Source organism: Arthrobacter sp. zg-Y20, assembly GCF_030142075.1.
Taxonomy (GTDB): Bacteria; Actinomycetota; Actinomycetes; order Actinomycetales; family Micrococcaceae; genus Arthrobacter_B.
The window spans coordinates 176846-202237 of sequence record NZ_CP126241.1 but is presented as its reverse complement, the minus strand read 5'-3'; the positions used below and the strand labels follow the sequence as shown (position 1 = coordinate 202237).

Sequence of the window (25392 nt, the reverse complement as noted above, 5' to 3'; positions counted from 1 at the left end):
ATTAGCTCGTGAGCATAATCCCCGAAAACCGCGCAGCCGACGCCGGCCTCCCCACTGAGCGTTTGTCGTTGGACCTGATGACGGTGAACGAGGTGGACGCCCTGATCATCCAGACCCGGGGGACGGACTGGGCGCCGGACTTTCCGCAGCCCGCGGACTACGACGCAGCCCGGCGTGCGTTTGAAGCCGGGCTGCTGACTCCGGCGGCCGCTGCCTTCGGCATCCGCATGATCCGTGAACGCTCCACCTCCCTGGTGGTGGGCACCATCGGCTTCGAAGGGATCCCGCTGGACCGGGCTGTGGAGGTCACGTACAACGTGGTGCCGTCCTGCCGGGGCCAGGGGTATGCGGCCGAGGCGCTGATCACCCTCACCCGGTTCGTCCTGACCCGTCCCATGGTGGAAGAGGTCCTGGCCTTCACCGAACCCACCAATGAAGCTTCCCAATCGGTGCTCCTGAGCGCCGGATTCCTGCCGCAGGAAGAAAGCGACATGGTGCTGCGGTTCAGTTTCCGCCGCTCTCAGCTGTCGGACACCAGCCGGTAGGCAGCCGCAAAATACCGGTTGGTGAAGAACTGCTGAACCCGGACGTTGACGGCATTGGCTGCACCGATCATGGCGTTGGCCGGACGGCTGTAGGCCGCGATCCGGAAGTACAGGCGCCCGTCGTCGTCGAGCTCCGCATAAAACCCCTCTTCGCCCCTTTCCGGGTGCCAACGCAGTGTCCCGTAGCCGAACCCGGCCCGTTGCCCGGGCAGCGGCGTCCCGGCGTCATCCAGCACCGGTTCCGCCGCCCACAGCACCCGGCACGGAGCGTAGTACCGCACCTTCCCCAGCCCGATCCCGGAGGCCATCTCAACGCCGGGCGCAGCCCGCGGCGTCGCCGGAGCCACCCACAGGCCCGCCCCGCGGTGCACGTCCCAATCCAGCAGGCCGCCCGCAAGCCGCAGGAACGCTGCTGCCGGATCAGCCACGGCCAGCTCCTCCTTGCGCAGGACCAGCCGGTATCCCGCCGGCCAGCGGTCCGTCATGGGCGAGGGGTATGGCCGCTCGGTCCGCCCGGGGTCCGGGTAGGTCAGCTCCCGGTGCTGGCTGTTCATGCCTCCGCGAGTCCCTTCCAGGCCAGTGATTCGCGGTCCTTTTTCGGCAGCGAAGCCACCACCAGGTCATAGGAGTCTTCCACCAGGTCCCGGATCATGTCCCGGGCCAGCCCGGCGGCCACCTCCACCTGGTTCCAGTGGGTTTTGTTCATGTGCCACGCGCCGGTGATCTCCGGATGAGCGGCACGCAGCTGCAGCGCCAACTCCGGCTCGCATTTGAGGCTGACCAGCAGGGGGTCCACCTGTAATGACGACATGGCGAACATCTTCGCCCGCCCGCCGGCTGCCCGCACCTTGAACACGGATGTTTCCGGCCCGAACGGAAAGTCCTCGAACGCCCCGGGCAGGGCCAAACACATCTGCCTCAGCTCACGCGCATCCATGCCGAAAGCCTAGCCCCGGTTGCCGCGCCGCGGCACTCCCGCCCACTACGGATGACAGGATAGAGGAAGGAGGTACGTGTCCCGCGTATCGCAGGTAGAGCAGAGGACGGTTGGTGTGGCGCAGGAGAACGGCAACGGCGGGCCCGTGGCGGAAACAGCGGAGCGTGCCGCGGATTCCCGGACCTTCGAGCGGATTGCCCGGCTGGGCTATGTGGCCAGCGGGATAGTGCACGTGGTCATTGGTGCCATCGCCCTGCAGATCGACGCCGGCCGGTCCGGCAACGCGGACACCAACGGCGCCGTGGCCGCTCTGGCGCACCAGCCGGCGGGTTACCTGCTGCTCTGGTTCTGCTTCATCGGCTGCTTCGCCCTGGCGCTGTTCCAGTTCAGCCGGATCTTCTTGGCGGGCCAGCGACTGTCGGACAAGGAGCTGTGGAAGGACCGCGCCCGCGACGCCAGCCAGGCCATTGTGTACGCGGGCATCGGCAGCATCTTTGGCTCCTTCGCCTTGGGCCGCGGCAGCAATGACGGCAGCTCATCCTCCGTCAGCTGGACCGCACGGCTGCTGGCCGTTCCGGCCGGGCAGTGGCTGCTGGGGATCGCCGGCCTGGTGGTTGTGGGCATTGGCGGGTACTTCATCTTCAAGGGAGCCACCCGGCGCTTCCGCGGCAACCTGACCGGAGTGGCCGGACGGGTTTGGAATCGTGCCGTGGATATCACCGGCGTAGCCGGCTACATCGCCAAGGGCATCTCGCTGGTGGTCCTGGGCATCCTGCTGACCCTGGCCGCCGTGAAGTCGGATCCGGAACAGTCCACCGGCCTCGACGGCGCCCTGCACACGCTGCGCGACCAGCCGTTCGGTGTGGTTGCCCTGGCTGCGGTGGGCATCGGCCTGATGCTCTACGGTCTGTACATCGGCATCATCAGGGCCCGTTTCGCGAAGCTGTAGGCGTTACAGGCCAAAGCGCGGGGCTTCGATCACAGGGCAGGTGTCCATCACGACGTCGAGTCCGGCGGCCTTCGCGCGGGCGACCGCCGCTTCGTCCACTACGCCCAGCTGCAGCCACACCGCCTTGGCACCCACCGCGATGGCCTGGTCCACAATGTCACCCACCCGGGAGGAATTCACGAAGCAGTCCACCACGTCGATACTGCCCGGAACCTCGCTGAGTTTCCGGTACCCCTTGTTGCCGTGCACGTCATCCCCTTTGAGGCTGACCGGGATGATCTCCATGCCCAGGGTGTCCTGGACGTAGCGCGAGACGCCGACGGCGGTGCGCAGCGGGTTGTTTGACAGGCCCACCACGGCCCACCGGGCAGGCGTGGTCAGGAGCCGGCGCAGAACCTCCGGATCGTTGGCGTGTGCGGTGCTGGCGGAATTGAGCTGGGACATCTGCCGTCCTTCGTGGTTGCCCGAAGATGGGGCTCCAGCTTACGCCCGGACCAATCAGTCCAGGAAAGACTCGATGGCCTCTGCCACCGCGGCGTCGGGCACGCCGCCCGCATCCGCCTCCAGCAGCCGGAACTCCCCGGATTCCAAGGCATCGGCAGCCCGTTGGGCAAGATCCCGCGTCTCATCGGCACTGCCGCTGCCCGCCAGGATGAGGACCGGGACGCTGATGCCGCCGAGTCCTTCGATTTCGGTCTGCATCACGAGCAGTTCGTCCTCGCCCTCCGCCGGGGCGAGGGCGGGTTCCAGCGCCACCACCCGGTTGACCACCACCGACTCCTCGGCGGCCCGCAGCGCCAGGAACGCTCCCTCGTCAAAGCCGTAAAGGTCCGTTGATTCGCCGGCCACCTGGAGCACGGCCAGCAGGTCATCCACGTCGGATTCGGCCGTGTATTCCTCACCGATCCCGCTTTCCCCGATACCCCGGCGGTCATAGGTGTACACAGTGTGGTTCCGGGACAGGATGCCTGCGAGGGCCGCCGTCGCGCGGCTGCTCCGGTGCGCCAGGAGGGGACCGACTATGGCCAGCGGCGGGCCGCTGCCCTGGCGGGACCAGGCGATGGGCGTTCCGTCTGCGGACGAAACAGTTCCGGAGGCGCTGGGTTCCATGACCGCTCCTGCTCGTTGGATGCTCTTTGGTGCTCACTGGGCCGGTGCTGCTGGGCCGGGGCCGGAATTCAACGGTAGGAGCCGGTGCCGGACAAGGTCAATGCCCTGCACGCCGCCGTGCCCGATGCCGGAACATGTCGTTTTGTGAACCGGCTCACAGGCCAACACTTGTCGGATGTGCGGATCCGGCGTTTAGTTGTGCGTGACCATCCCGAGCGGCTGAGAGACCTGGATCGATGAAGCCGCAGCAACCCTGGTTGCCGCATTTCCTCCTTGAAGTGCGGCAATAACGAGGCTGGTGTCGCAGGAAGCCGTTATCCCGGCTCAGGACACTTTCCGTAGGGTGCTACTGCCAGGAACGATGGAGTGTTTCTATGACAGCAGTTCTGGCTTCTTCCACGCCCGCTTCCGGCACCGCCCAGCCGGCCGGGCCCGCCCTTCCGATCACGTTTGACCGGCTCGGCCGCAGCTTCGGCACCGGCAATGACGAACACGTAGTCCTGCGGGACGTCAGTTTCGACGTTGTCCCGGGGGAGGTACTGGCCGTTCTCGGGGCCAGCGGCTGCGGCAAATCCACCCTGCTGCGCGCTGCGGCCGGCCTGGACCGGCCTTCCTCCGGCGCCGTCCTGATCGGCGGCAAGCCGGTGAACGGCATCAGTGAGCAGTGCGCCGTCGCCTTCCAGGAGCCGCGGCTGCTGCCGTGGCAAACCCTGCAAGCCAACATTGCAATCGGCCTGCCCAAATCCTCAAGCGCCAGCCGGGGCAAGGCCCGCGTGGCCGAACTTTTGGACCTCGTGGGGCTGACCGCCTTCGCCAAGCACCGGCCCCGGGCGGTGTCCGGCGGCATGGCGCAGCGGGCTTCACTGGCCCGGGCACTGGCGCGTGAGCCCGGTGTCCTGCTGCTGGACGAACCCTTCGGGGCCCTGGATGCCCTGACCCGGCTGAAGATGCAGGACCTGCTCCTGTCCCTGCACCGGGCAGCCCCCGCCACGGTACTGCTGGTCACCCATGACGTGGATGAGGCCCTCCAGCTGGCGGACCGCATCATTGTGCTGGGCACCGAACCGGGGGCACCCGGCGCAACCATCACCAACGTTGTCGCTGTACCCGGCGACCGTCCGCGGGACCGCGCCTCGGCGGAACTGGCCCGAATGCGCGGCGAGCTCCTGGCCCTGCTGGGCGTCGAACGCCGCTAGCTTCCCGCTTTCCAGCCTGCTTTTCAGGCTCCTCTTTCCGGCCCTCAGCCGTCCTCAACTGCTCCCTGCCCGCCCTGTCCCCGCATGCGCGTACCCGCGGGCCCTCTGCTAAGGAACCCACATGTTCAGCCGATCTTCCCTCCCTGCCCGTTTTTCCCTCCCATCCCGCACGGCCCGCACCCTTGGCGCCCTCGCCGCCGTCGCCGCCCTGTCCCTGACCGGCTGCGTGGCCGGAGAAGACACCACCGGCGCGTCCGCCGTCCAGGACGCCGACGGCGGAACGCTCACCATCGACTTCGCTACCTACAACCCGCTGAGCCTGATCATCAAGGACCAAGGCTGGCTGGAGGACTCCCTGGCGGATGACGGCGTGACGGTCGAGTGGGTACAGTCCGCCGGCTCCAACAAGGCCAATGAGAACCTGCGTTCCGGGGCCATCGATATCGGTTCCACCGCCGGCTCCGCGGCCCTGCTCAACCGGGCCAACGGCTCGAAGATCAAGGCCATTGACGTGTTCTCCCAGCCGGAATGGTCCGCCCTGGTGGTGGGCGCGGATTCCGGCATCACCTCCGTGGCGGACCTGGCCGGCAAGTCCGTGGCTGCCACCAAGGGCACCGACCCGTACTTCTTCCTGGTCCAGGCCCTGGACGAGGCGGGACTCAGCCTGTCCGACGTCACGGTGGAACAGCTGCAGCACGCCGACGGGCGTGCTGCCCTGGACAACGGTTCCGTGGATGCGTGGGCGGGGTTGGATCCCATCATGGCCGGGGCGGAACAGAACGGGGCCCGGCTGGTCTACCGCAATCTGGACTTCAACACGTACGGCCTGCTCGCGGCCAACGAATCCTTCCTCGAGGAGAACCCGGAGCAGGCGCAGGCAGTGGTCAACGCTTATGAAAAGGCCCGCGCCTGGGCCGCGGAGCACCCGGACGAGACGGCAGGGATCTTGGCCGACGTCGCAGGACTGGACCCCGCCGTCGCCAAGACCGTGATCCTCGAACGCAGCAACCTGGACGTGGACCCGGCTCCGGGAGAGGACCAGCGCCGCGTCCTGGCCAAAATCGGCCCGACCCTGGTGGAAACCGGGGACGTCGCCAGCCAGGAACAGGTTGATGAGGCGCTGGCCGGCCTGCTGGAGGATACCTACGTCAGCAAGGCCGACCCTGATGCCGTGGCGGCGTCCCGATGAGTACTGCTGCCGCCCCGGTACCGGCCACACCCACCCTCTCTCCGGCCAGCGCACCGGCAGTTCCTGCAGTACCGGCGGCCGCAGCGGCACCGGGCCGCGCCGGATCATTACTGCACCGCCGGCCGGTGCGGCTGGCCCTGGGCCTGCTGGTTCCGGCCCTGCTGCTGGCCGCATGGCAGCTCGCCGCCACTGCCGGGACCTTCAGCCCGGTCCAGCTGCCCTCCCCCGCCGCGGTGTACACCGCGGCCGCGGACCTGCTCCAGCGCGGACAGCTGGGCCGCCATGTTGCCATTTCCACCCAGCGGGTCCTGATCGGCTTCGCGCTCGGCTCCACCCTGGGCCTGGCATTGGGGGCACTGCTGGGTCTGTCCCGGCTGGCCGAGACCCTGCTGGGACCGGCCATCGGCGCCCTGCGGGCCGTGCCCTCCCTGGCCTGGGTGCCGCTGTTGATCCTGTGGCTGAAGATCGGCGAGGATTCGAAAATCACCCTGATCACCATCGGCGCGTTTTTCCCGGTGTTCACCACAGTGGCCTTGGCCCTGCGGCATGTTGACCGGAACCTGGTGGAGGCCGCGCGGGCCTTCGGCCTGCACGGGCTGAAGCTGCTGACCACCGTGCAGCTGCCCGCCGTGGTGCCGGCGGTTTTCTCCGGACTGCGGCTGGCCCTGGCCCAGTCCTGGCTGTTCCTGGTAGCCGCCGAACTCATCGCTTCCTCCATGGGGCTGGGGTTCCTGCTGACGGATTCCCAGAACAACGGGCGGACCGACCGGTTGTTCCTGGCAATCATCCTGCTGGCCGTGCTCGGCAAGGCGACCGACGCCGTCCTGGGGCTGGCACAGAACCGGGCGGTGAAGAAATGGACGTGAGCGCCGTTGCCGGACCGGCCGCGGCATGCTGAGGGCGGAAAGGGCGGGGCTAGTGCTTGCGGGTCAGCGTGACACGGTCCAGCACCACGGATCCGCCCATGGCCTGGTGCACGCGCAGGAACTCCGTGGCCGACACCTCCAGGATGTGGCTGTCGGTCCGGGCCGGCAGCAGGTCCTCATGCCTGCCCTCCATCAGTTCCAGGAACGTGCGGGTCGCTTCCCAGCGCGCCATCGGTTCCGTGAACGTCATCCGGTGCGCGGCCGAGGCCATCTTGTAGCCGGTTTCCACAACTATCACGTATTCGTCCACTGCGGCCTCCCTGCGCCCCATGCATCCGTGTCCGGCCCTGCCTACCGCAACCTAAGCCCACACCCGGCGCAAACCGCAACGGGGAACCGCCCCGCGGCGGCCCGGCACCGCCAAGTTCAGCAGCACCCTCCGTCAACAGCAACGAAAGGCCCCCATGAGTGAGCACCAGTTCGGGTTCCGCACCCGCGCCCTGCACGCCGGCGGCACCCCCGACGCCCTGCACGGGGCACGCGCGGTACCCATCTACCAGTCCACGTCCTTTGTCTTCAAGGACACGGCCGACGCCGCGAACCTGTTCTCGCTGCAGAAGTACGGCAGCATCTACTCTCGGATCGGCAACCCGACTGTTGCGGCCTTCGAAGAACGCATCGCCTCCCTCGAAGGCGGAATCGGAGCCGTGGCGACGGCGTCGGGCATGTCCGCTGAGTTCCTCACCTTCGCCGCACTCTGTTCCGCCGGCGACCACATTGTCGCCTCCGCCCAGCTGTACGGCGGCACCGTCACCCAGCTGGACGTCACGCTGCGCCGGTTCGGCATCGAAACCACATTCGTGCCCGGCACGGACCCGGCGGACTATGCCGGCGCGGTGCAGGAGAACACCAAGGCCGTTTATGCCGAAGTCGTGGCCAACCCAAGCGGAGACGTCACAGACATCGAAGGCCTGGCCCGGGTGGCGCATGACGCCGGGGTGCCGCTGATCCTGGACGCCACCCTCAGCACGCCTTACCTGGTGCAGCCCTTCACGCATGGTGCGGACATTGTGATCCACTCGGCCACGAAGTTCCTCGGCGGGCACGGCACCACCCTGGGCGGCGTCATTGTGGAAAGCGGCCGGTTCAACTGGGGCAACGGGAAGTTCCCGGCCATGACCGAACCGGTGCCCAGCTACGGCAACGTTTCCTGGTGGGGCAACTTCGGGGAATACGGTTTCCTGACCAAGCTGCGCTCGGAACAGCTGCGCGACATAGGCCCCTCACTCAGTGCGACGTCGGCGTTCGCCCTCCTGCAGGGAGTGGAGACGCTGGCCCAGCGCCTCGACGAACACGTGCGCAACGCCTTGGCGGTGGCGCAGTGGCTGGAAGCGGACCCGCGGGTGTCCTGGGTCAGCTACGCCGGACTGCCCTCCCATCCGCACCACGAACGGGCGCGCAAATACCTGCCCAAGGGCCCCGGGTCAGTGTTCAGTTTTGGCGTGGCCGGGGGCCGGGCAGCTGGACAGGTGTTCATCGAATCCCTGCAACTGGCCTCGCACCTGGCCAACGTAGGTGATTCCCGGACGCTGGTGATCCACCCGGCCTCCACCACCCACCAGCAGCTCTCCCCTGACCAGCTCTCCGCCGCCGGAGTATCCGAGGACCTGGTGCGCATTTCCGTGGGGCTGGAGGACCTGGCGGACATCCTCTGGGACCTGGACTCGGCCCTGACCGCAGCCGCCGGCACCAGTGCCGCCGGTGCCGCCGCCAGCGGTGCCGCCGACCTTTCGAAGGAGACCGCCGATGTCCGCTGAAACTCCTTCCGGCACCGCCGGAGATTCCGGAACCAGGACTTGGACCGGTCCGACGGCGGCGGAACGCCTGGCGCTGCTGCGCGGTGCCCGGACCATCGCCATTGTGGGAGTCTCGGACAAACCATCGCGTGCCTCTTACTTCGTGGCCACGTACCTGCTCTCCTCGTCCCGCTACCGGGTCTATTTCGTGAACCCCGCGGCGAAACGGATCCTGGGCCAGCCCGTGTACGCCGCGCTGGCGGACCTTCCCGAAGCACCGGACATTGTGGATGTGTTCCGCCGCCACGAAGACCTGCCCGGGGTGCTGGAGGAAGCAAAGGCTGCGGGGGCAAAGAACCTGTGGCTACAGCTGGGGTCATGGCACGAAGAAGTGGCCAGGGACGCCGAAGCAGCCGGCATTGGGGTGGTAATGGACCGGTGCGTGAAGATCGAGCACGCCCGGTTCCACGGCGGGCTGAACCTCGCCGGCTTCAACACCGGAGTGATTTCCTCCCGGCGCCAGCTAACGGTGTAGGCGGTGTAGGCGGGTCCGTGCGGAGGCGGACTACCGTCCTCCGCCGGGCCAGCCGTAGCCGTTGTTGCCCTGTCCGTTGTGGCCCCGGCCGTTGCTGTTGTGCGCGCCGTTGCCGGACTGTCCGCCGTTGAACATCGCCGCCGCACCGCCGCCAGGGCCCATGGTGTCCCGTACACCGCCGTCGTTGCGCCGGTTCTGGCCCGGGATATAACCGGTAGGCGGCCCGTCGAATGTGCCGGGGTTCTTCCCGGCGTCTTTCCCGCTGCCCGGATATCCGGGCGCGTGCTGAACTGGGGGTGCGGGCACTGCTTCCACCGGTGCGGCTGGCGCCGGCATGGGAACCGGTGCCGGATCAGGCACCGGCTCAGGTGCGGGAGCAACATTTTCTGGTGTTGACGGCACACTTTCCGCGGCCACCGGGGCGAAAGTTTCTTCCGGAACAACGAGTTCTGTCGTGCTTCGTTCGGCTGTGGGCGCAGGCTCCGGCGTAAAGCTGACAACTGGTGCCGGATCCGCGCGCACCAGGAAATCCTGCGTGGCAGCAACGCCGGTGGCTCCGGCCGCCATGGCGCCGATCAGCGCGGTGCTGAGAATGATCCCCCGGCGGCGCTTGGACTTCAGGGGCACCGGAGCGCCGTCCAGCAGTGCGGCCAGCTTCCCGCTCGGTTCCGGTGCAGCGGTATGCGCCTGTGCCCGCAGGGACAGGAGGCCCGCGAGCAGTTCGGGGGATTCCTCCACCCCGGCTTCGGTCAGGAGGCCGCGGATATACCGGGCGTCTTGGTCGTCAGGATGCTCGCTCATTGTCCGGTGCCTCCTTCCCTTCCAGTTGGCCTTTCAGTATCCCCAACGCACGGCGTTGCAGCTGCTTCACCGCTCCGGGAGTGCGTCCCATGATTTTGGCCGATTCGTCGATGGACAGGTCCGCCACCACCCGCAGCAGCAGCACTTCCTGCTGCTGGGGTGTTAGTCCCTGCAGCAACGAGGCGACGCCGGTGTCTGCGCCCAGCGCGCTTTCCTCGGCGGACTGCGTTGACCTGCTGTCCAGTTCCGGGTCAAACACGGCCGTCGCCGGTTCACGTTCCCGCCGGCGGATGTCATCCACCATGCGGGCATGGGCTACGGAAAAAGCGAAGGTGCGTGCCCCGCGAAGGCCGCCGGATAGTGAGTCCAGCTTGGCGAACAGCGTCAGGAACACTTCCTGGGTGAGGCCCTCGGGATCTTCACAGCCTTTGGACCGGAGGTAACCGAGGATGCCGGGTGCGAAGTCGTCATAGAGTTCCCGCAGCGCGGCCGGTTTCCGGGCGCGCGCATCACGGAGCGTCTGCTCGGCAAGCGCTGCGGCCACGACGGATCACTTTCGTAGGAAGCGGGGTGGTGCAAATGCTACCTTGCTCCGAGCCGTAGACGCATGTGCAACGGCCGCACCGATGCTCGTTGGGGGGATAAGCCTCGGCGCGGCCGTTACAAACAGGTAATCGCCGGGGGGTACGAAAAGGTTACGCACCTGGAAAATTTTTTTCAGCAGGTGCTTCGGTGCTTATCCGGCGTCAATAATCCGGGTGTTTTCGGCGAAACGGCGGTTCTTGAGCACGGGCAGGAACTCCCGGACCTCGCTGATGCGCTGCCGGGTGACGTCCGCCGTCGCCACTGCCTCGCGTTCCTCCGCCAGGGAGGCCTGCGGCACACCCATGGGATCAAGGATGACGGAGTGGCCCACAGTGTGCCGGCTGGAAGTGCCTGCTGCCGCCACCCAGACCGTGTTCTCAATGGCGCGTGCCTTCAGCAGCGTCTCCCAATGATCAATCTTGTGTTCGCCCCGGAACCAGGCGGCCGGCACCGCCAGCAGGTCCGCCTCCTGGTCCGCGAGCGCCCGGGCGAGTTCCGGGAAGCGCAGGTCATAGCACGTCATGACCCCCACCCGCAGTCCGCCCGCCTGCAGAACCTTCACGCCGCCGTCGCCCGGCTTGATCCGGTCCGATTCGGCGTAGCTGAACGCGTCATAAAGGTGCAGTTTCCGGTACGTGCCGGCAATCCGCCCGGTCGCTTCGATCAGCACCAGGGTGTTGTACGGGCGTTCCTCGCCGCTGGACTCGTATCCACCGGCCACAATGGCGATCTCCAGTTCGGCGGCCAGCAGGGACAGCTGCTGCACGAACGTGCTCCAGGACGCGTCGACGGCGGCGGCGAGCGGCCCCTGGACCTGCCCGATGCTGAACATGGACTCTTCGGGAAAAATGACAAGCTCCGCGCCCTCGGCCCGGGCCTTGCCGGCCAGGGCACGCATGGTATCCAGGTTCTCGCGCACTTCACCGGACGGACTGAACTGACCGACGCTGACTAACACTGCGGACCACCTTCGTCTCGGGCTTGGGTGCTCCCAGCCTAGACCAGGTTGCATTGCCCGGCCCCCGCGCTCCCCTACACTTGGTCGGCATGGAAGAACTCACCGCCCCCGTTGACCTTGGCACCCCCGGCGGGCTCCTGAACCCCGCGGCGGTCGCGTTTTCCCGCACTCCGCTGCACCGCCCGGTAGTACCCTCAGGGGCCCGCGGGGGTTGGCGGACCAAGCGCTGGGAATACTGGGGCATCCTCACCCCGGAACTGGCCGTCGGTCTGACCATTGCGCACCTGGACTATGCCGCCACCCTGCAGCTCTACGTCTTCGAGCGCAGCACCGGCAACGAGATCAGTGCCGACCCCCTGAAGCTGCTGCCCTCCTATGCGGACATTTCCCTGCCGGATACCCTGCCGCCGCTGACCGCGTTCGGTTCCTTCGGCGGATCATCGCTGCGCTTCCACGACGCCGACGGCGGCACCCGCCTGACCGCGTCGTCGCCCCGGGTTTCCGCGGACCTCTTCGCCGAGGCGGACGGCGATGTGCTGGGCGTGGTGGTGCCCTGGTCCGGGCGCCGCTACCAGTACACCCTCAAGGACGTGGCCCGCCGGGTCTCCGGCACCGTCACCGTGGACGGCCGGGAGTATTCCGTGGGCGGCGAGGATTCCTTTGCCGTCCTGGACCGCGGGCGCGGCCGCTGGCCGTATTCGAGGCGCTGGAACTGGGGCGCGGGTGCCGGCACGGTGGACGGGGTGCGGCTCGGGCTGCAGGTCGGCGGGAAGTGGACGGCAGGCACTCCCGCCACGGAGAACGCCCTCATTGTTGACGGACGCCTGCACCATTACGACGGCGAACTGGAGTTTCAGTACGATCTGGCCGATCCGGCGTCGGCCTGGCGGGTCCGCGGCGAGTGGATCGATGCCGTCCTCACCCCGTTCCACCGGCGGGTGGCCGCCACCAACGCCGTGGTGATCAGTGCCCGGACCTGGCAGGCCTTTGGCACATGGACCGGAACCGCCCGCACTCCGGACGGGACCGAGTATGCGCTGGACGGGCTGGGCGGCTGGATCGAGGAGGCCAGGAACCGCTGGTAGCCGGCAGAAAGGCCCCGCAGCATCACATGCTGCAGGGCCTTCCTCAAGGGACCTACTCGTTGATCAGGTCCCGCACCACAATGGTCTGGTCCCGGTCCGGGCCCACGCCGATAGCGGAGAACCGGGTGCCGGACATCTTTTCCAGCGCCAGCACGTAGTTCCGGGCATTTTCGGGCAGGTCCTCCAGGGTCTTGGCCCCGGTGATGTCCTCGGTCCAACCGTCGAAGTACTCGAAGATCGGCTTCGCGTGGTGGAAGTCGGTCTGCGTCATCGGCATCTCGTCAAAGCGCACGCCGTCGACGTCGTAGGCCACGCATACGGGGATCTTCTCGATGCCGGTGAGGACATCGAGCTTCGTCACGAAGTAGTCCGTGAACCCGTTGACGCGGGACGCGTGGCGGGCCAGGACGGCGTCGTACCAGCCGCAGCGGCGGGGCCGGCCGGTGTTCACACCGAATTCGCCGCCGGTCTTCTGCAGGTACAGGCCCATGTCGTCGAACAGTTCCGTGGGGAACGGTCCGGCGCCCACGCGGGTGGTGTACGCCTTGATGATGCCCACGGCCCGGTTGATGCGGGTGGGGCCGATGCCCGAGCCCACGGACGCGCCGCCGGCGGTGGGGTTGGAGGAAGTGACAAACGGGTAGGTGCCGTGGTCAACGTCCAGGAAGGTGGCCTGGCCGCCCTCCATGAGGATTACCTTGCCCTCATCCAGGGCAGTGTTCAGCTCATAGGTGGAGTCGATGACCATGGGGCGCAGCCGGTCCGCGTAGGAGAGGAAGTACTGGACCATCTCTTCGGCGTCGACGTCGCGGCGGTTGTAGACCTTCAGCAGCAGCTGGTTCTTCTGCTTCAGGGAGCCTTCGACCTTCTGGCGCAGGATGGATTCATCGAAGATGTCCTGCACGCGGATGCCCAGCCGGGCGACCTTGTCCATGTACGCCGGCCCGATGCCGCGGCCGGTGGTGCCGATGGCCCGCTTGCCCAGGAAGCGTTCGGTGACCTTGTCCATCACCTGGTGGAACGGGGCCACCAGGTGCGCGTTGGCGGAGATCCGCAGCTTGGATGTGTCTGCGCCGCGGGACTCAAGGCCGTCGATCTCGGCGAAGAGCGCCTCAAGGTTCACCACGCAGCCGTTGCCGATCACGGGAATGGCGTTGGGGCTGAGGATGCCTGCAGGCAGCAGCTTGAGTTCGTATTTTTCACCGCCGACGACGACGGTGTGGCCGGCATTGTTTCCGCCGTTGGGCTTGACGACGTAGTCGACGCGCCCGCCGAGCAGATCGGTGGCCTTACCTTTACCTTCGTCGCCCCACTGGGCGCCGACGATGACTATAGCTGGCATGGGATCCTCCCCCATTAGTTACGGGGCAGACCTGCTAGGTGCAGATCCGCTACCGTGCATGAGAACGCCCCTGAACTCGCCGGTCAAGCCGTGGTGGCCTGGCTACGCGCAAGTCGCGGGGCTCTTACCTGCCAAGTTTAGCCGATCACGCTTTGCCCGCCCCGGAATTACGACATCAGGGGCAGTATCCGGTACGGGGGCGCAGGTACCGTAGCGTCATGGACCGATTCCGCGGGTACATTGCCGGGCTGGGAACCTCCTCCGGTGTGCGGCTGGTGGTGGGGCATTGGCTCGACTCACCCTTTGGTGCCTTCACGGACGTTATGGCGGAGCACGACGACGGCGTCCGGACACTGCTCGCCCCCTCAGACACGGTGGCGGAGTATGTGGGCGGGACGTACCGGTTTGACCGGACCGTGGTGGCACCGGTGGACGCGGTGCTGTCCGCGAGCGCACTGCGGGTGGCCGCCGGTCCGCTGCGGCTGGAGGTGGAATTGGGTCCGGTGACGGTTCTGGGCCGGCTGCTCGAACATGTGCCGGCTCCGCTGGCCGTTGCGCCATGGTGGCTGCGTGCCGTCAACCCCGTGGCCGGATTGATTGTTCCCGGCGTGCAGACCGCCGGTTCCGCCGGCGGCGGGCGGCGGGAGTTCTACGGCGTCCGGTCCATCCGCTCCCTCGTTGCAGCGACGGCTGCCTGGGACGGTGCTGATCTGGGGCAGCTGCGCCGGATCGATCCGCCCGTGAAGTTCGGTTTCAGCTCCGTTCCGGCCACACCACAGATGGTCGCCGTCACCACCACGATCCTGCCCTGAGACCACCACCCGGCGTTCATAGTGCACCTAATGCCGTGTGGCCCCACCCTGGGCAGCATTAACTGCACTATGGACAGCCTGGGCGGGCACTTGACGGACCGTGGCGGCGGATTCCCTGCAGTTTGGGAAATCCCCTCCAATTTGGGCATTTCCTGCCACTGCGCAGCGCAGGGATTTCCCAAACCGGTCGATTTTTCCCATCCCGGAGCTTTTAACCTGCCTGACGGCCCCAGACAACCCCACCCACCCGTCCTGGGTTGTTGCCGGAGGACAACTTTTGCCCGTGCGAACTAATTGGCGGCTCTGCGGACCAATATCTGCCTGCGGGGAAGCGCGCCGATTACGCGAGTACCTACGCTTTCAGGGTCATCCTCTCCTGGATGCCCTCCTTTACTCAGAAAGCAGGGAATCGCATGAAAAAGACGACAGCAGGCCTCACTTTTACGGCCATCACCGGGTTCGGGCTCCTCACCGCCGGACCGGCGCTGGCAGACGGCCCCGGCGGCGGCGATCACCGGCCGCCGCCCACAGCCCCCTATGTCAACTGTGACGAGGCAGCCGCGGAGGGCGTCTACAACATCCCGGCCGACCACCCCCGCTATGGTCCGCATTTGGACAATGACGGGGACGGCATCGGCTGCGAGGATTCCACCAAGCCGATGGCCCAGGTACCCATGAAACAGGGACATTTGGATGCGGACGGCACTTGGATGGATGCGCAGGTCGGCCAGATGCCGGCAGGCGGGGCCAACACCGGCATCACCCAGGAGCCCGAGGAATCCAATGCCGGAATCCTTGCCCTGAGCGGTGGCCTGGTCCTGGCTGCGGCCGCCGGCGGAACCTACGTGGTGCGCCGCCGTCGTACAGCTGACTAAGACCCACCGTTTACACCGGACTCTCCGAAAACCGACAGGACATCCCATGGCACATGCATCCGGCACTGGGGACGGACAGACATGACCAGCACCGTTAGGGGCGGCCGCCGCAGGGGCCTGCGGGCAACTGCGGCGGCTGCCGTCCTGCTTCCGGCAATGGTCCTCGCCGGGGGATGCGCCGCGAACTCGGACCCTAAGGGTGGGGTTCCCCTGCTGGCTCCGTCGCCGGCGGCCACGGCACAGGTGTCGTCGCTGCCCGCGGCCCCCATGACGTCCGCCGAACCCGCCGCACCCCCGCTGCCTGAGTCCACGCCGGTGTCGCTGACTATCCCCTCGATCGGCGCGCAGTCGAAAGTGATCCGCCTTGGCCTCGATGCCCAGGGCGCGCTGGAAGTGCCGCCGGGAGAGCCCGGGTCGCCCGCAGGATGGTACGAACACTCCCCCACCCCGGGTGAGCTCGGCCCTGCCGTGTTGCTGGGCCATGTCAACGCCGAGGGCGGCGGACCCGGAATATTCGCGGACCTGCGCCGGCTGGCCGCCGGGGACCGGATCGAAGTTGCCCGCGAAGACGGCAGCACGGCTGTATTCACGGTGCAGGCAGCGGAGCAATACGCGAAGGACAATTTCCCAACGCTGAAGGTCTACGGAAACACGGCAGGCCCTGAACTGCGCCTGATCACCTGCGACGGTTACGATCCGGAAACCGGAAAGTTTGACGACAATTACGTGGTCTACGCCGTGCTGGCACCGGTAGACGTGCAGTAACCCTAGGACGGTGACCGGGCGGATTACCCCGAATCCGGCCGGACCGGCTGGCGCAGCACCGTCCGCAGTTTCGCCGGGGCGGTGCGCCGGGGATCGTTCAGGTAAACCTCGTGGTGATCGCCGTTGAACGCCAGATCATGTTCCGGCATCCAGGCATCGTGCAGCCGCGCCAGGACCGGCGCCTCGTCGTCGTAGGGGCCTACAAAAAGGATCTGCGCGGACAGCCCTTCATCGAGGGGCAGCAGCCGCACCCGGTCGATGCCGGGCGGATCCTTTTTCGCGGCCACCGCGGCCACCGCCTGTTCCACCATCCCGGCGGTGATCCATTCCGGCTGGGCAATCAATGCGGTCCAGTCCCACGAATCCTTGTCCCCGGCAGTGAACGCGCTCATGTCCGCCGCCCGCCATAGCGCTTCGAGCGGCGGCACCGTGAAGTCCTGCTCCAGCTCGTTCTTGGACCGGAACTTCACTGCGTACGCGACGGGATAGAGGCAATCCAGGGCCTGGGCGTATTCGGGCGAGGTGTTCGGGTTCCCGTGTCCATCCACGGCCAGGTACTGCAGGTGCGGAACCTGCACCAGGGTGAAGTCCCGCCGGCCGGGTGAGTACAGCTCCGGGTAGGACTTCCGGAAGTCGAACTTATCCATGCCCGCACCGGCCTTTCGCGTCGGGTCCAGCCTACGCACCGTCCCCGGCGGTGCACTACACCCCTACTACCCGGCTGATGCCCGCGGGAACAACCTGTGCCGGGGCCTGCAGATCCACCCGCCGTACCCGGCACTGCGTACACCGGACATAGAGGAGGACGCCGGCGGATACCTGGTGGCGGGATTCCGTTATCCAGGAATGTTCGTGGCTGACACCAACTACTTGGAGATCGTGGTTCGAGACCGGACTGATATGCATGGACTCAACAATGCTGTAATGGCCTTATGCATCTCAACCCTTACGGCGAGTACGCCGTGCTGCTGGCCGCGTCGCTGGCGAACAACTGGCCGGGCAACCGGGACGCCCTGGTGGAGCGGACGTTGGAGGCCGGCATGACCATGACCTTCCCCGCCCGCCCGGACGATCTTGCGCGCACCCGCACCTTCATTGACGAGTGGCTGGCAGTGGTGGACACACCTGCTCCGGGGCAGCGGGCGGCACTGCTGAACGCTCAGATGGCCGACGCCGCGGCCTACCCTCGGCTTACGAACCACGACGGCGAAGGCTGGCACCTGCACTACCGCGACAATGACGAATCCCTGCCGTCGGTACTGCGGGCCATCATCAGCGTCGGAACTTCCCTGCATCTGGTCACCCGCGGCATGCACCGGCTCGGACGGTGCGCCGCGGAGCCGTGCCGAGCGGTGGTTGTGGACGTCACCCGCAACGGCCGGCAGCGGTATTGCTCGGTCCGCTGTGCCAACCGGGCGGCTGTCCGCCGGCACCGTTCCCGCCCCCAAGCCGGATAGGGATGGGCAGGCGGGCACAAAAAACCGGCGGCCCCTGCCTCAGGGACCGCCGGTTTTCCAGCAGGAACGGCTAGAGGGCCTGGCCTTCAATGGCTGCCTTGGCCTGCGGATCGGAATCGTCGAGGAACTTGCGGATCCGGTCCACTTCCTCGGTCTCGCCGATGGCTGCTGCGGCGCGGCCGAGGGCGTACAGCGAGCGCAGGAAACCGCGGTTGGGGACGTGCGACCACGGGATGGGGCCGATGCCGCGCCAGCCGGCACGGCGCAGGGAGTCCAGTCCGCGGTGGTAACCCACCCGGGCGTAGGCGTAGGACTCGACGTTCCGGCCCTCCTCGAACGCCTCGTCGGCGAGTGCAGCCCACACCTGGGAGGAGGTGGGGTACTTGGCGGCAAGGTCCACCGGTTCGTCGCCTGCTTCCAGGCGGGCGACGACGTCGGTCTCCTCAGGCAGGTACGTGGCGTCGGGGCCGAGCAGGTTCTTGCGGAATTCGTCTGACATTAGAGCGCCTTGCCTGCCGATCCGAGGTTCTGCGCGGCTTCGACCACGCGGGCGGCCATGCCCTTTTCGGCGGAGGCACCCCAAACACGCGGGTCGTACTGCTTCTTGTTGCCCACTTCGCCGTCCACCTTCAGCACGCCGTCGTAGTTCCGCAGCATGTGGTCGGCCACCGGGCGGGTGTACGCGTACTGGGTGTCGGTGTCGATGTTCATCTTCACGACGCCGTAGGAGACGGCGTCGGCGATCTCCTGGGCGGAGGAGCCGGAGCCGCCGTGGAAGACCAGGTCAAAGGGCCGGTCCTTGCCGAGGGATTCGCCGACTGCGTCCTGGATCTCCTTGAGGATCTCCGGGCGCAGCTTCACGCCGCCGGGCTTGTACACGCCGTGCACATTGCCGAAGGTCAGGGCCGTGAGGTAGCGGCCCTTGCTGCCGTCGCCGAGGGCTTCGATGGTGGCCATGCCGTCCGCCACGGTGGTGTAGAGCTTTTCGTTGATGGCGTTTTCCACGCCGTCCTCTTCACCGCCCACAGTGCCGATTTCCACTTCGAGGATGATCTTCGCGGCAGCGGTGCGCGCCAGCAGTTCCTGCCCAATGCGCAGGTTGTCGTCCAGGGTTTCGGCGGAACCATCCCACATGTGCGAGTTGAAGATGGGGTCCTCGCCGCGCTTCACCGCAGCTTCGGACGCGGCCAGCAGCGGCAGGACGAAATCTTCGAGCTTGTCCTTGGGGCAGTGGTCGGTGTGCAGTGCAACGTTCACGTTGTAGCTCTTGGCTACTTCCTTGGCGTACGCCGCAAACGCGAGGGAACCGGCAACCATGTTCTTCACGGTGGCGCCGGACCAGTAGGCCGAGCCGCCGGTGGAGACCTGGACAATGCCGTCCGAGCCGGCCTCGGCGAACCCGGCCAGGGCTGCGTTCAGGGTCTGCGAGGAGGTGACGTTGACTGCCGGGTAGGCGAAGCCTCCTGCCTTGGCACGGTCGATCATCTCGGCGTAAATCTCCGGGGTTGCAATAGGCATGCTGACTCCAAGTGTCGTGCGGCAGGGCCTGGCGCCCTCTCTGGCTTCCTACATCCTAGCCACAAGTACCCGCGCGGCATCAGGTGCGCCCGGCGGATAACCGCGGCCGGTTGAGGGGCGGCAGGTCCGGGGCCTACCCCTGCTCTGGCAGCATCAGCCAGGAACGGTCCGGGTTGATGTCCACATGCACGTAGGTTCCGGCTTCCATCAGGTCCTCAGGGGCAGGATCACTGACCACGGAGGTGACGTTTCCGGCCTCGCTCTCCACGTCATACTCAATCCAGGAACCGTAAAAAACAGAGTTCAGCACCCGACCGACCCGCCCGGATACCTGCCGCTCGACGTCGGAAGCCGCCGGCTCGATCTTGGTCACCGCCACCGATTCAGGCCGGACCAGCAGGGTTGCGGCGGAGTTGTCGGTGACGGCATCGTGCGCGGGCACCAAGTACTCGCTGCCCAGGACCGTCACCTTCGCCATCTTGTCCCCGGCGGTCCCTGATACAACATGTTCCTGGATATCGATGAAATTGGCCCGACCGATGAAGTCGGCAACAAACACCGAGGCGGGGCGCCGGTACACCTCGGTGGGAGCGGCAACCTGTTCGATCCGCCCCTGCCGCATTACGACGATCCGGTCCGAGAGCGTCATGGCTTCATCCTGGTCATGCGTCACGTAGACGCTCGTGATGCCGAGCTTGTGCTGGAGGCTGCGGATCTCAGTGCGCATCTGGACGCGCAGCTTGGCATCGAGGTTGGACAGCGGTTCGTCGAAGAGCAGCACCTTGGGCTTCATCACCATGGCCCGTGCCAGGGCCACACGCTGCTGCTGACCGCCGGAAAGCTGGTTCGGAGCACGATCCGCGTACGGGGAGAGGCTCATGGAGGCGAGGGCGAAGTTGACCTCTTGCTCAAGGGTTTTGGCCGGTGTTTTCTTCAACCGCAGCCCGTAGGCGACGTTGTCGAAAACGCTCATGTGGGGAAAGAGCGCGTAGGACTGGAAGACCATCGACATGGGCCGCTTATCCGGAGTCAGGTTGACCATGTCCTCGCCGTCGAGGGTCAGCTGCCCGGTGGTGGGCTGCTCGAAACCGGCGATCATCCGCAGCGTTGTGGTTTTGCCGCAGCCCGACGGGCCGAGGAGGGTGATGAACTCTCCAGGGCGGATCACCAGGTCAATGCCGTCTACAGCGGGGGCGGCATCCGGGCCGGCGAAGGTCTTGACCAGGTTGTGTAGGCGAAGCTCGCCCGTTTCCGCCGGTCCGGTGCGTGCGGTGGGCCGGTCATCAAGTGTTGTGCGTGCCATGCTGTCCTCAGGTTCAGGTAGTCAGGGTGGAATTTTGGCGGGGTGCTGATGGTCAGCGGGAGCGGGTTTTGACCCTGGGTTCGCGGATCAGGAGGTTCATCAGGCCGATGACCGTCAGGACAATCGCAATCAGGATGGTGCAGTAGGCGAAGGCGTTGCCAAAGCGGCCCGCGTCTACCTCCGAGAGGATCTGGGAGGTCATGATCTTGGTTTTGGGCGTGGTGATGAAAATGATCGGCGACAGCGTGGTCATGGCCCGGGCGAACGCATAGGTGAGGCCGGAGAGCAGGGCAGGCCGGATCAAGGGCAGGGTTATGGTGCGGAACGTCGTCAGGGACGAGGCACCCAGGGAAGTGGACGCTTCGTCGATGGCAGGATCAATCTGCTGCAGGGCGGCGACGCCGGAGCGCTGGCCCGAGGGCATGGAGCGGATCACGTAGACCATCACAATCGCGAGCGCACCGCCGAACATTCCCGCGCCTCCAGCCAGCGCCGGCAGGAACTGCAGGTTCCCGATGATGAAGGGCTTGTTGAAGGCGACGGCGTACCCGATGCCCAGGACAGTGCCGGGCACGGCCAAGCCGAGCATGCCGATGAAGTCCAGGACGCCCCTCCCACGATTGACCTTACGGACAATCAACCAGGCCATCACCATGCCCAGGACGCCGGCCACGGGGGTGGCGATGAGCGCCAGGATGGTGGTGGTAAACATGGCATCCGAGCCTATGCCCGAAAGGACATAACGGTAGTTGGCCAGGGTGACGCTGTTGTTGATGCCCAGGATCTTGGTGAAGGCACCCACGAAGACGGTGAGGTAAATGCCCACGATCAGGGCTGCGACGAGTCCCACGAAGGCCAGCAGCGGGACCCGGCCGGCCGCAGAAGTGATCATCAGGATGTTGCCCGACGGTTTGCCGGAGACCGAAACCACGCTCTTACGTTCGGCCCAGTACCGCTGCACCAGGAACACCAGGAGGCCGGGCAACAGCAGGACGAGCGAATAGGCTGCCCCGGCGGCGACGTCGTATTCCCCCGTGATCGCGATGTAGGCGCGCGAGGAAAGGACGGTGAAGTCGCCGCCGATCACCAACGGGTTGGCGAGGTCGGCAATGGCCTCGACAAACAGCAGCAGGAAGCAGCTGGCGAAGCCCGGGACGAGCATCGGGATGGTCACGCTGCGGAAGATTTTCCATTTGCTCGCGCCCAGGTTCGCCGCGGCCTCGTCCAGCGAAGGATCCAGGCTGCGGAGCATTCCCAGCAGGTTCATGTATGCCACCGGGAAGAAGGACAGCGACAGCACCAGGGTGAGTCCCGTCAGCCCGTAGATGTTGTATTCCAGGCCGAGGAGCTTGTTGGTGACCAGCCCGCCGCGCCCAAAAAGGGTGATGACGGCAGTTGCCACGGCGAACGGCGGGGAAACAATGGGCAGCAGGGCAATCAGGTGGAGGAGTTTCTTGCCCTTGAACTTCAGCCGCGCCTGGGCGTACGCGAAAGCGAAGCCGATGACCGTGCCAACTGTCCCCACCAGCAGGCCCAGCACCACGGTATTGAGCAGGATGGTCCGGTTGGTGCTTGAAGTGAAAATCCGGCCGAGGGTTTCACGGCCGTCCGAGCTGAAGGCCTGGGCCAGGATCCGGACCAGCGGATAGGCGATCAGCACGGCGAGGATGAGCACCACCAAGGCGATGACCACCTTGGTGAGCGGATCCAGGCGGGCGCCGGCCGCCCTGATCCTGCTGCTCCGGCCCGGTGCGGGGACGGGAACAGCAACCGGCTGCAAGGTTTCTAGACTCACGAAAATCTCCTACTGTGCACGGCCGGGGTCCCGGCCGTGCACCTAGTGGATAAAAGGCATGGCAGGAGGCGGCTACTCTCGCGGTTGGGCAGCGATCTCGGCGTCGAAGCGCTGCGTCAACTCCTTCTTGGCCTTCGAAGCGGCATCGAAGTCGTAATCGACCAGCTTCACCTCGTCGAGGTTGACCATGCGCTCATCCCTCGTTGAGTCCGGATTGGTGGGGATCTGGTAGGAACCGACAGTGACGCCGAGGTTCTGCGCCTCGGGGGTCAGGGTCCAGTCCACATATGCCTTCGCAGCAGCGGGATTCTTGCTCCCCTTGACCACGCCCACCCCGCCGATTTCATAACCGGTGCCTTCTTCGGGGAAGGACACCACCAGATCCGTCATTCCGGCCTCCTGGTACTTCACGCAGTCATGCGAGAACACCAGGCCTACGGCAACTTCTCCGCGCCCTGCCGTCTGGCCGGGTGCGGTGCCGCTCTTTGAGTACTGCAGGATGTTGTTGTGCAGGCCGCGCATGTACTCCATGGCCTTGTCTTCATCTCCGCCGTTCAGCGTGACCTGGGTCCACAGTGCCGTGAAGGCCGTTCCGGAAGTGGAGGGATGCGCGGTGGAGACCTGTCCCTTCAACTTCGGATCCAGCAGGTCCCGCCAGGATTCCGGGGCGTCCACGCCCAGCTTGTCCAGGACTGACTGGTTGGAGCAGAACCCGAGGGCGCCTACGTAGACACCCGTCCAGTACCCGTCGGCGTCCTTGTATTTTTCCGGGATGGCATCTGCGTTGGGTGAACTGTACTGCTCAAGCAGGCCGGCATCCCGGGCCATGCCGTACCCGTCCGCCGGTCCACCGTGCCACACGTCAAACTCCGGGGAGTCCTTGGCTGACTCCAGACGGGCAACGGTTTCTCCCGAGGAGAGCCGGACAAAACTGGTTTCCACTCCGGTTTTCTCCTGGAAGGCCGCCGTCATGGCCTGGCACCAGTCCTCCATGGCCCCGCAGGCCACGGTCAGGCTTCCCCCGAGCTCCTCACCTTCGGAGGCGGGTTCGGCGTCGTTCACTACACAGCCGCTCAAGGCGAGCAGCGCAGCGGTCCCCATAGCGAATGTGAGCGCGGCTTTGCGCTTCATGGCGTCCCTTTCGTTGAGGGGCGACTCTGCCCCTGACTACGCGGCCGGGTAGCACCGGCCAAGCCCCAATCTATGGAGGGAACGCACCCAGCCGGTGCCCGGTTCGGTCACAGTTGGTCACAGTGCCGTGACTTTTACAGCGACGGCGCCTTCGTGCCCGGCCCCGCCGGCACCGGTGCCGTGAAGGTCAACTGATACCCGGCGCCCCGCACCGCCCCGACCGCTTTCTGATAACCGTGTTCGGCCAGTTGGAGCCGCAGCCGGTAAACCGCCGTCTTCAGCATCTCCTTGGCCCCGGGGCCCTCCTCCATTTGCCAGCCGGCCAGCAGGAGGTGGCGGAAGCTCACCGGTTTCCCCTGTTCCGAGGCCAGCCTGGCCAGGAGACGGAATTCCGTTGGTGTCAGGTTGAGGATCCGCCCGTTCAAGCTGGCCGAAGAGCCGGCAATCTGCAGCGGCCCGTACACCAGGGTCCCCGGTGCAGGTTGGCTTCGGGTACGCCGGACGATCGCCTCGGCGCGGAGCGCGAGTTCGCGGGGATGGAACGGCTTGGTGACATAGTCATCCGCTCCGGCTTCCAGTCCTTCCACACGGTCTTTGGTCTCCCCGCGTGCGGTGAGAAGGAGAATGGGAACGCTGCTGACCTCCCGGATACGGCGGCACAGGCTCAGCCCCGATGCCTGCGGCAGCATAACGTCCAAAACCAGCAGGTCCAGGTCCCGGACCTTGAACATCTGCCAGGCCTTCTCCGCATCGCGGGCCGTTACGGTTTCGAATCCCTGTGTTTCCAGTGCGAAGCTGACGATGTCGATCATCTGCGGTTCGTCGTCGACCACTAGGGCAAGGGGCTGGGCGGTCATTGCAGTGCTCCGTTCCTGCCGGCTGTGACGGCCGGTTGGGGCGTTTCCCGCGGAAGGCTCAACAGCATGGTTGTCCCGCGTTTGGGTGTGCTGTCCACAAAGATGTCGCCTCCGTGCATTTGCACGATCGCCCGCGTGATCACCAGCCCAAGCCCCGTTCCGTCGCGCAGCGGACGGCCGCTTTGGAACCGTTCAAAAAGCTGCTGTCTTTCCTCGTCAGGAATCCCGTCGCCGTCATCCGAGACCGAAATGAGGATCTGTGCGTCTGCGTTGACCACCCTCACCGTGATGAGCTTGGCGTTGTAGGCATGCCCCACAGCATTGTTGATGAGGTTGGTCAGGGCCTGGCGCAGCAACTGCGGATCGGCCCAGACGCGCGGCGGAGCTCCGGGACAATCCAGTGCGAGCGGCAGCCCGTGCAGGTGCCGGAGTTCGGCGATCACGGAAGCACTGAGCGTACGGAGGTTGACCCGCTGGGGGTGAAGCGTGAACATTCCAGCGTCCATCCGTGCCTGGGCCAGGAGGTCCTCCGCCAGTGCGATCACGGAGTGGCAGTTGGAACTAATGGTCTCTACGAACCGCGTCTGACTGGCTGTGAGCGGCCCCGGTGATCCTTCGGCAAGCAGGTCCGAAGCGCCCTTCATCAGCGCCAGCGGAGTCCGGATCTCGTGGCTGACCACGGAAATCTGATCGGCATTGCGGCGGGCAATGCTGCGCAGCCGCTGCACTTCGGCCCGGTCCGAGGCCCAGGCCCGCAGCAGGAGGTAAATGACGAACAGCGCCAGCACCAGGATGGCTTCCAGCACTCCGGCCTCCTCTGCGAGGAGGCCGGAGGGGCCCAGGGCTGCTGTGGCGGCCGCTGTCAGGACCAGGAGTATGGCCACTCCGACGACGGAGGCTCGGGGCAGTTTTGCCCGCACCAGCGGAACCAATCCGGCCAGCGGAACCAGAGCGACGAAATACCATAGCCAGTCCACCCTGTGAT

Annotated in this window: 29 protein-coding genes; 12 read left to right on the top strand and 17 right to left on the bottom strand. The window is 66.2% G+C overall.

Features of this window, described 5'->3' with window-relative positions:
- Positions 1-8: 8 nt before the first annotated feature.
- Positions 9-545, top strand: a complete 537-nt coding sequence (locus QNO06_RS01050; protein WP_227912444.1) for a GNAT family N-acetyltransferase — start codon at positions 9-11, stop codon at positions 543-545.
- On the opposite strand, the gene QNO06_RS01045 is transcribed toward QNO06_RS01050, so the two are convergent.
- Both QNO06_RS01045 and QNO06_RS01040 read right to left on the bottom strand, forming a co-directional pair.
- On the bottom strand, positions 521-1099 hold the full coding sequence (locus tag QNO06_RS01045) for a DUF1990 domain-containing protein (RefSeq protein ID WP_227912445.1): 579 nt from the start codon (positions 1097-1099) through the stop codon (positions 521-523). The genes QNO06_RS01050 and QNO06_RS01045 overlap by 25 nt on opposite strands.
- Entirely contained in the window at positions 1096-1482 is a 387-nt protein-coding gene (locus QNO06_RS01040; RefSeq protein ID WP_227912446.1) for an MmcQ/YjbR family DNA-binding protein, read from the bottom strand. Before QNO06_RS01040 ends, QNO06_RS01045 begins: the two co-directional genes overlap by 4 nt.
- Before the next feature lie 76 nt (positions 1483-1558).
- Between QNO06_RS01040 and QNO06_RS01035 the strand changes: the two genes are divergently transcribed.
- A complete protein-coding gene (locus QNO06_RS01035; RefSeq protein ID WP_284162480.1) occupies positions 1559-2431 on the top strand; it encodes a DUF1206 domain-containing protein in 873 nt (290 codons plus the stop codon).
- A gap of 3 nt (positions 2432-2434) precedes the next feature.
- On the opposite strand, the gene QNO06_RS01030 is transcribed toward QNO06_RS01035, so the two are convergent.
- The gene (locus QNO06_RS01030; RefSeq protein WP_227912448.1) at positions 2435-2875 is read right to left on the bottom strand and encodes a CoA-binding protein; all 441 of its coding nucleotides are present in this window, start codon (positions 2873-2875) and stop codon (positions 2435-2437) included.
- Between the two features lie 54 nt (positions 2876-2929).
- Positions 2930-3541 carry an alpha/beta fold hydrolase gene (locus QNO06_RS01025; RefSeq protein WP_227912449.1) on the bottom strand — a complete coding sequence of 204 codons (612 nt, stop codon included), beginning with the start codon at positions 3539-3541 and terminating at the stop codon, positions 2930-2932.
- Between the two features lie 374 nt (positions 3542-3915).
- Between QNO06_RS01025 and QNO06_RS01020 the strand changes: the two genes are divergently transcribed.
- From QNO06_RS01020 to QNO06_RS01010, 3 genes are all read left to right on the top strand, one after another.
- Positions 3916-4737 (top strand): ABC transporter ATP-binding protein, encoded by an 822-nt coding sequence (locus QNO06_RS01020; protein WP_227912450.1) that lies wholly within the window; start codon positions 3916-3918, stop codon positions 4735-4737.
- A 121-nt stretch (positions 4738-4858) separates the two neighbouring features.
- Complete coding sequence (locus QNO06_RS01015) at positions 4859-5926, top strand: aliphatic sulfonate ABC transporter substrate-binding protein (RefSeq protein ID WP_227912451.1); 1068 nt, start codon at positions 4859-4861, stop codon at positions 5924-5926.
- Complete coding sequence (locus QNO06_RS01010) at positions 5923-6792, top strand: ABC transporter permease (RefSeq protein WP_227912452.1); 870 nt, start codon at positions 5923-5925, stop codon at positions 6790-6792. The genes QNO06_RS01015 and QNO06_RS01010 overlap by 4 nt, the downstream gene beginning before the upstream one ends.
- 49 nt (positions 6793-6841) lie before the next feature.
- Here the strand turns inward: QNO06_RS01010 and QNO06_RS01005 are convergent, their stop codons facing one another.
- A complete protein-coding gene (locus QNO06_RS01005; RefSeq protein ID WP_227912453.1) occupies positions 6842-7102 on the bottom strand; it encodes a hypothetical protein in 261 nt (86 codons plus the stop codon).
- 154 nt (positions 7103-7256) lie between these two features.
- Here QNO06_RS01005 and QNO06_RS01000 point away from each other — a divergent pair, with 154 nt between their 5' ends.
- Together QNO06_RS01000 and QNO06_RS00995 are read left to right on the top strand one after the other, a co-directional pair.
- A complete protein-coding gene (locus QNO06_RS01000) occupies positions 7257-8609 on the top strand; it encodes an O-acetylhomoserine aminocarboxypropyltransferase/cysteine synthase family protein (RefSeq protein ID WP_227912454.1) in 1353 nt (450 codons plus the stop codon).
- Positions 8599-9123 (top strand): CoA-binding protein, encoded by a 525-nt coding sequence (locus QNO06_RS00995; protein ID WP_227912455.1) that lies wholly within the window; start codon positions 8599-8601, stop codon positions 9121-9123. Before QNO06_RS01000 ends, QNO06_RS00995 begins: the two co-directional genes overlap by 11 nt.
- A gap of 30 nt (positions 9124-9153) precedes the next feature.
- On the opposite strand, the gene QNO06_RS00990 is transcribed toward QNO06_RS00995, so the two are convergent.
- The 3 genes from QNO06_RS00990 to QNO06_RS00980 all read right to left on the bottom strand — a co-directional run bounded on the left by QNO06_RS00990 (position 9154) and on the right by QNO06_RS00980 (position 11467).
- Entirely contained in the window at positions 9154-9924 is a 771-nt protein-coding gene (locus tag QNO06_RS00990; protein ID WP_227912456.1) for a hypothetical protein, read from the bottom strand.
- Positions 9908-10468: an RNA polymerase sigma factor gene (locus QNO06_RS00985; RefSeq protein ID WP_227912457.1), complete on the bottom strand. Its 561-nt coding sequence runs from the start codon at positions 10466-10468 to the stop codon at positions 9908-9910. Before QNO06_RS00985 ends, QNO06_RS00990 begins: the two co-directional genes overlap by 17 nt.
- Positions 10469-10660: 192 nt before the next feature.
- On the bottom strand, positions 10661-11467 hold the full coding sequence (locus QNO06_RS00980) for a carbon-nitrogen hydrolase family protein (protein WP_227912458.1): 807 nt from the start codon (positions 11465-11467) through the stop codon (positions 10661-10663).
- 89 nt (positions 11468-11556) lie between these two features.
- Between QNO06_RS00980 and QNO06_RS00975 the strand changes: the two genes are divergently transcribed.
- Positions 11557-12552 carry a DUF2804 domain-containing protein gene (locus QNO06_RS00975; RefSeq protein WP_227912459.1) on the top strand — a complete coding sequence of 332 codons (996 nt, stop codon included), beginning with the start codon at positions 11557-11559 and terminating at the stop codon, positions 12550-12552.
- Between the two features lie 52 nt (positions 12553-12604).
- Here QNO06_RS00975 and QNO06_RS00970 read toward each other — a convergent pair whose 3' ends face one another.
- Positions 12605-13894 (bottom strand): adenylosuccinate synthase, encoded by a 1290-nt coding sequence (locus QNO06_RS00970; RefSeq protein WP_146359322.1) that lies wholly within the window; start codon positions 13892-13894, stop codon positions 12605-12607.
- Between the two features lie 218 nt (positions 13895-14112).
- Here QNO06_RS00970 and QNO06_RS00965 point away from each other — a divergent pair, with 218 nt between their 5' ends.
- The 3 genes from QNO06_RS00965 (at position 14113) to QNO06_RS00955 (ending at position 16346) form a co-directional block, all read left to right on the top strand.
- Complete coding sequence (locus QNO06_RS00965; protein WP_227912460.1) at positions 14113-14706, top strand: hypothetical protein; 594 nt, start codon at positions 14113-14115, stop codon at positions 14704-14706.
- Between the two features lie 413 nt (positions 14707-15119).
- Positions 15120-15581, top strand: coding sequence for an excalibur calcium-binding domain-containing protein (locus tag QNO06_RS00960; RefSeq protein WP_227912461.1), 462 nt, complete (start codon positions 15120-15122; stop codon positions 15579-15581).
- A gap of 81 nt (positions 15582-15662) precedes the next feature.
- Complete coding sequence (locus tag QNO06_RS00955; protein WP_227912462.1) at positions 15663-16346, top strand: class F sortase; 684 nt, start codon at positions 15663-15665, stop codon at positions 16344-16346.
- A 23-nt stretch (positions 16347-16369) separates the two neighbouring features.
- Here the strand turns inward: QNO06_RS00955 and QNO06_RS00950 are convergent, their stop codons facing one another.
- Complete coding sequence (locus QNO06_RS00950) at positions 16370-16993, bottom strand: GyrI-like domain-containing protein (RefSeq protein ID WP_227912463.1); 624 nt, start codon at positions 16991-16993, stop codon at positions 16370-16372.
- Positions 16994-17278: 285 nt separating this feature from the next.
- On the opposite strand from QNO06_RS00950, the gene QNO06_RS00945 reads away from it, so the two are divergent.
- Positions 17279-17803, top strand: coding sequence for a CGNR zinc finger domain-containing protein (locus QNO06_RS00945; protein WP_227912464.1), 525 nt, complete (start codon positions 17279-17281; stop codon positions 17801-17803).
- Positions 17804-17873: 70 nt separating this feature from the next.
- Here the strand turns inward: QNO06_RS00945 and QNO06_RS00940 are convergent, their stop codons facing one another.
- The 7 genes from QNO06_RS00940 to QNO06_RS00910 form a co-directional block, all read right to left on the bottom strand.
- A complete protein-coding gene (locus tag QNO06_RS00940) occupies positions 17874-18302 on the bottom strand; it encodes a DUF3151 domain-containing protein (protein ID WP_227912465.1) in 429 nt (142 codons plus the stop codon).
- On the bottom strand, positions 18302-19321 hold the full coding sequence (fbaA, locus tag QNO06_RS00935; RefSeq protein WP_227912466.1) for a class II fructose-bisphosphate aldolase: 1020 nt from the start codon (positions 19319-19321) through the stop codon (positions 18302-18304). Before fbaA ends, QNO06_RS00940 begins: the two co-directional genes overlap by 1 nt.
- A 133-nt stretch (positions 19322-19454) precedes the next feature.
- On the bottom strand, positions 19455-20624 hold the full coding sequence (locus QNO06_RS00930; RefSeq protein WP_227912467.1) for an ABC transporter ATP-binding protein: 1170 nt from the start codon (positions 20622-20624) through the stop codon (positions 19455-19457).
- Positions 20625-20676: 52 nt separating this feature from the next.
- Entirely contained in the window at positions 20677-22419 is a 1743-nt protein-coding gene (locus QNO06_RS00925) for an ABC transporter permease (RefSeq protein WP_227912468.1), read from the bottom strand.
- Between the two features lie 72 nt (positions 22420-22491).
- A complete protein-coding gene (locus tag QNO06_RS00920; protein WP_227912469.1) occupies positions 22492-23550 on the bottom strand; it encodes an ABC transporter substrate-binding protein in 1059 nt (352 codons plus the stop codon).
- Between the two features lie 134 nt (positions 23551-23684).
- Entirely contained in the window at positions 23685-24407 is a 723-nt protein-coding gene (locus tag QNO06_RS00915) for a response regulator (RefSeq protein WP_227912470.1), read from the bottom strand.
- Positions 24404-25384 (bottom strand): sensor histidine kinase, encoded by a 981-nt coding sequence (locus QNO06_RS00910; protein ID WP_227912471.1) that lies wholly within the window; start codon positions 25382-25384, stop codon positions 24404-24406. Before QNO06_RS00910 ends, QNO06_RS00915 begins: the two co-directional genes overlap by 4 nt.
- Positions 25385-25392: the final 8 nt, after the last annotated feature.

Excerpts from the sequence above, each read along its gene's own strand:
- QNO06_RS01045 (WP_227912445.1), bottom strand. The coding sequence starts at position 1,099 with ATGAACAGCCAGCACCGGGAGCTGACCTACCCGGACCCCGGGCGGACC.
- QNO06_RS01040 (WP_227912446.1), bottom strand. The coding sequence starts at position 1,482 with ATGGATGCGCGTGAGCTGAGGCAGATGTGTTTGGCCCTGCCCGGGGCG.
- QNO06_RS01030 (WP_227912448.1), bottom strand. The coding sequence starts at position 2,875 with ATGTCCCAGCTCAATTCCGCCAGCACCGCACACGCCAACGATCCGGAG.
- QNO06_RS01025 (WP_227912449.1), bottom strand. The coding sequence starts at position 3,541 with ATGGAACCCAGCGCCTCCGGAACTGTTTCGTCCGCAGACGGAACGCCC.
- QNO06_RS01020 (WP_227912450.1), top strand. The coding sequence starts at position 3,916 with ATGACAGCAGTTCTGGCTTCTTCCACGCCCGCTTCCGGCACCGCCCAG.
- QNO06_RS01015 (WP_227912451.1), top strand. The coding sequence starts at position 4,859 with ATGTTCAGCCGATCTTCCCTCCCTGCCCGTTTTTCCCTCCCATCCCGC.
- QNO06_RS01010 (WP_227912452.1), top strand. The coding sequence starts at position 5,923 with ATGAGTACTGCTGCCGCCCCGGTACCGGCCACACCCACCCTCTCTCCG.
- QNO06_RS01000 (WP_227912454.1), top strand. The coding sequence starts at position 7,257 with ATGAGTGAGCACCAGTTCGGGTTCCGCACCCGCGCCCTGCACGCCGGC.
- QNO06_RS00995 (WP_227912455.1), top strand. The coding sequence starts at position 8,599 with ATGTCCGCTGAAACTCCTTCCGGCACCGCCGGAGATTCCGGAACCAGG.
- QNO06_RS00990 (WP_227912456.1), bottom strand. The coding sequence starts at position 9,924 with ATGAGCGAGCATCCTGACGACCAAGACGCCCGGTATATCCGCGGCCTC.
- QNO06_RS00975 (WP_227912459.1), top strand. The coding sequence starts at position 11,557 with ATGGAAGAACTCACCGCCCCCGTTGACCTTGGCACCCCCGGCGGGCTC.
- QNO06_RS00970 (WP_146359322.1), bottom strand. The coding sequence starts at position 13,894 with ATGCCAGCTATAGTCATCGTCGGCGCCCAGTGGGGCGACGAAGGTAAA.
- QNO06_RS00965 (WP_227912460.1), top strand. The coding sequence starts at position 14,113 with ATGGACCGATTCCGCGGGTACATTGCCGGGCTGGGAACCTCCTCCGGT.
- QNO06_RS00960 (WP_227912461.1), top strand. The coding sequence starts at position 15,120 with ATGAAAAAGACGACAGCAGGCCTCACTTTTACGGCCATCACCGGGTTC.
- QNO06_RS00955 (WP_227912462.1), top strand. The coding sequence starts at position 15,663 with ATGACCAGCACCGTTAGGGGCGGCCGCCGCAGGGGCCTGCGGGCAACT.
- QNO06_RS00950 (WP_227912463.1), bottom strand. The coding sequence starts at position 16,993 with ATGGATAAGTTCGACTTCCGGAAGTCCTACCCGGAGCTGTACTCACCC.
- QNO06_RS00945 (WP_227912464.1), top strand. The coding sequence starts at position 17,279 with ATGCATCTCAACCCTTACGGCGAGTACGCCGTGCTGCTGGCCGCGTCG.
- QNO06_RS00940 (WP_227912465.1), bottom strand. The coding sequence starts at position 18,302 with ATGTCAGACGAATTCCGCAAGAACCTGCTCGGCCCCGACGCCACGTAC.
- fbaA (WP_227912466.1), bottom strand. The coding sequence starts at position 19,321 with ATGCCTATTGCAACCCCGGAGATTTACGCCGAGATGATCGACCGTGCC.
- QNO06_RS00930 (WP_227912467.1), bottom strand. The coding sequence starts at position 20,624 with ATGGCACGCACAACACTTGATGACCGGCCCACCGCACGCACCGGACCG.
- QNO06_RS00920 (WP_227912469.1), bottom strand. The coding sequence starts at position 23,550 with ATGAAGCGCAAAGCCGCGCTCACATTCGCTATGGGGACCGCTGCGCTG.
- QNO06_RS00915 (WP_227912470.1), bottom strand. The coding sequence starts at position 24,407 with ATGACCGCCCAGCCCCTTGCCCTAGTGGTCGACGACGAACCGCAGATG.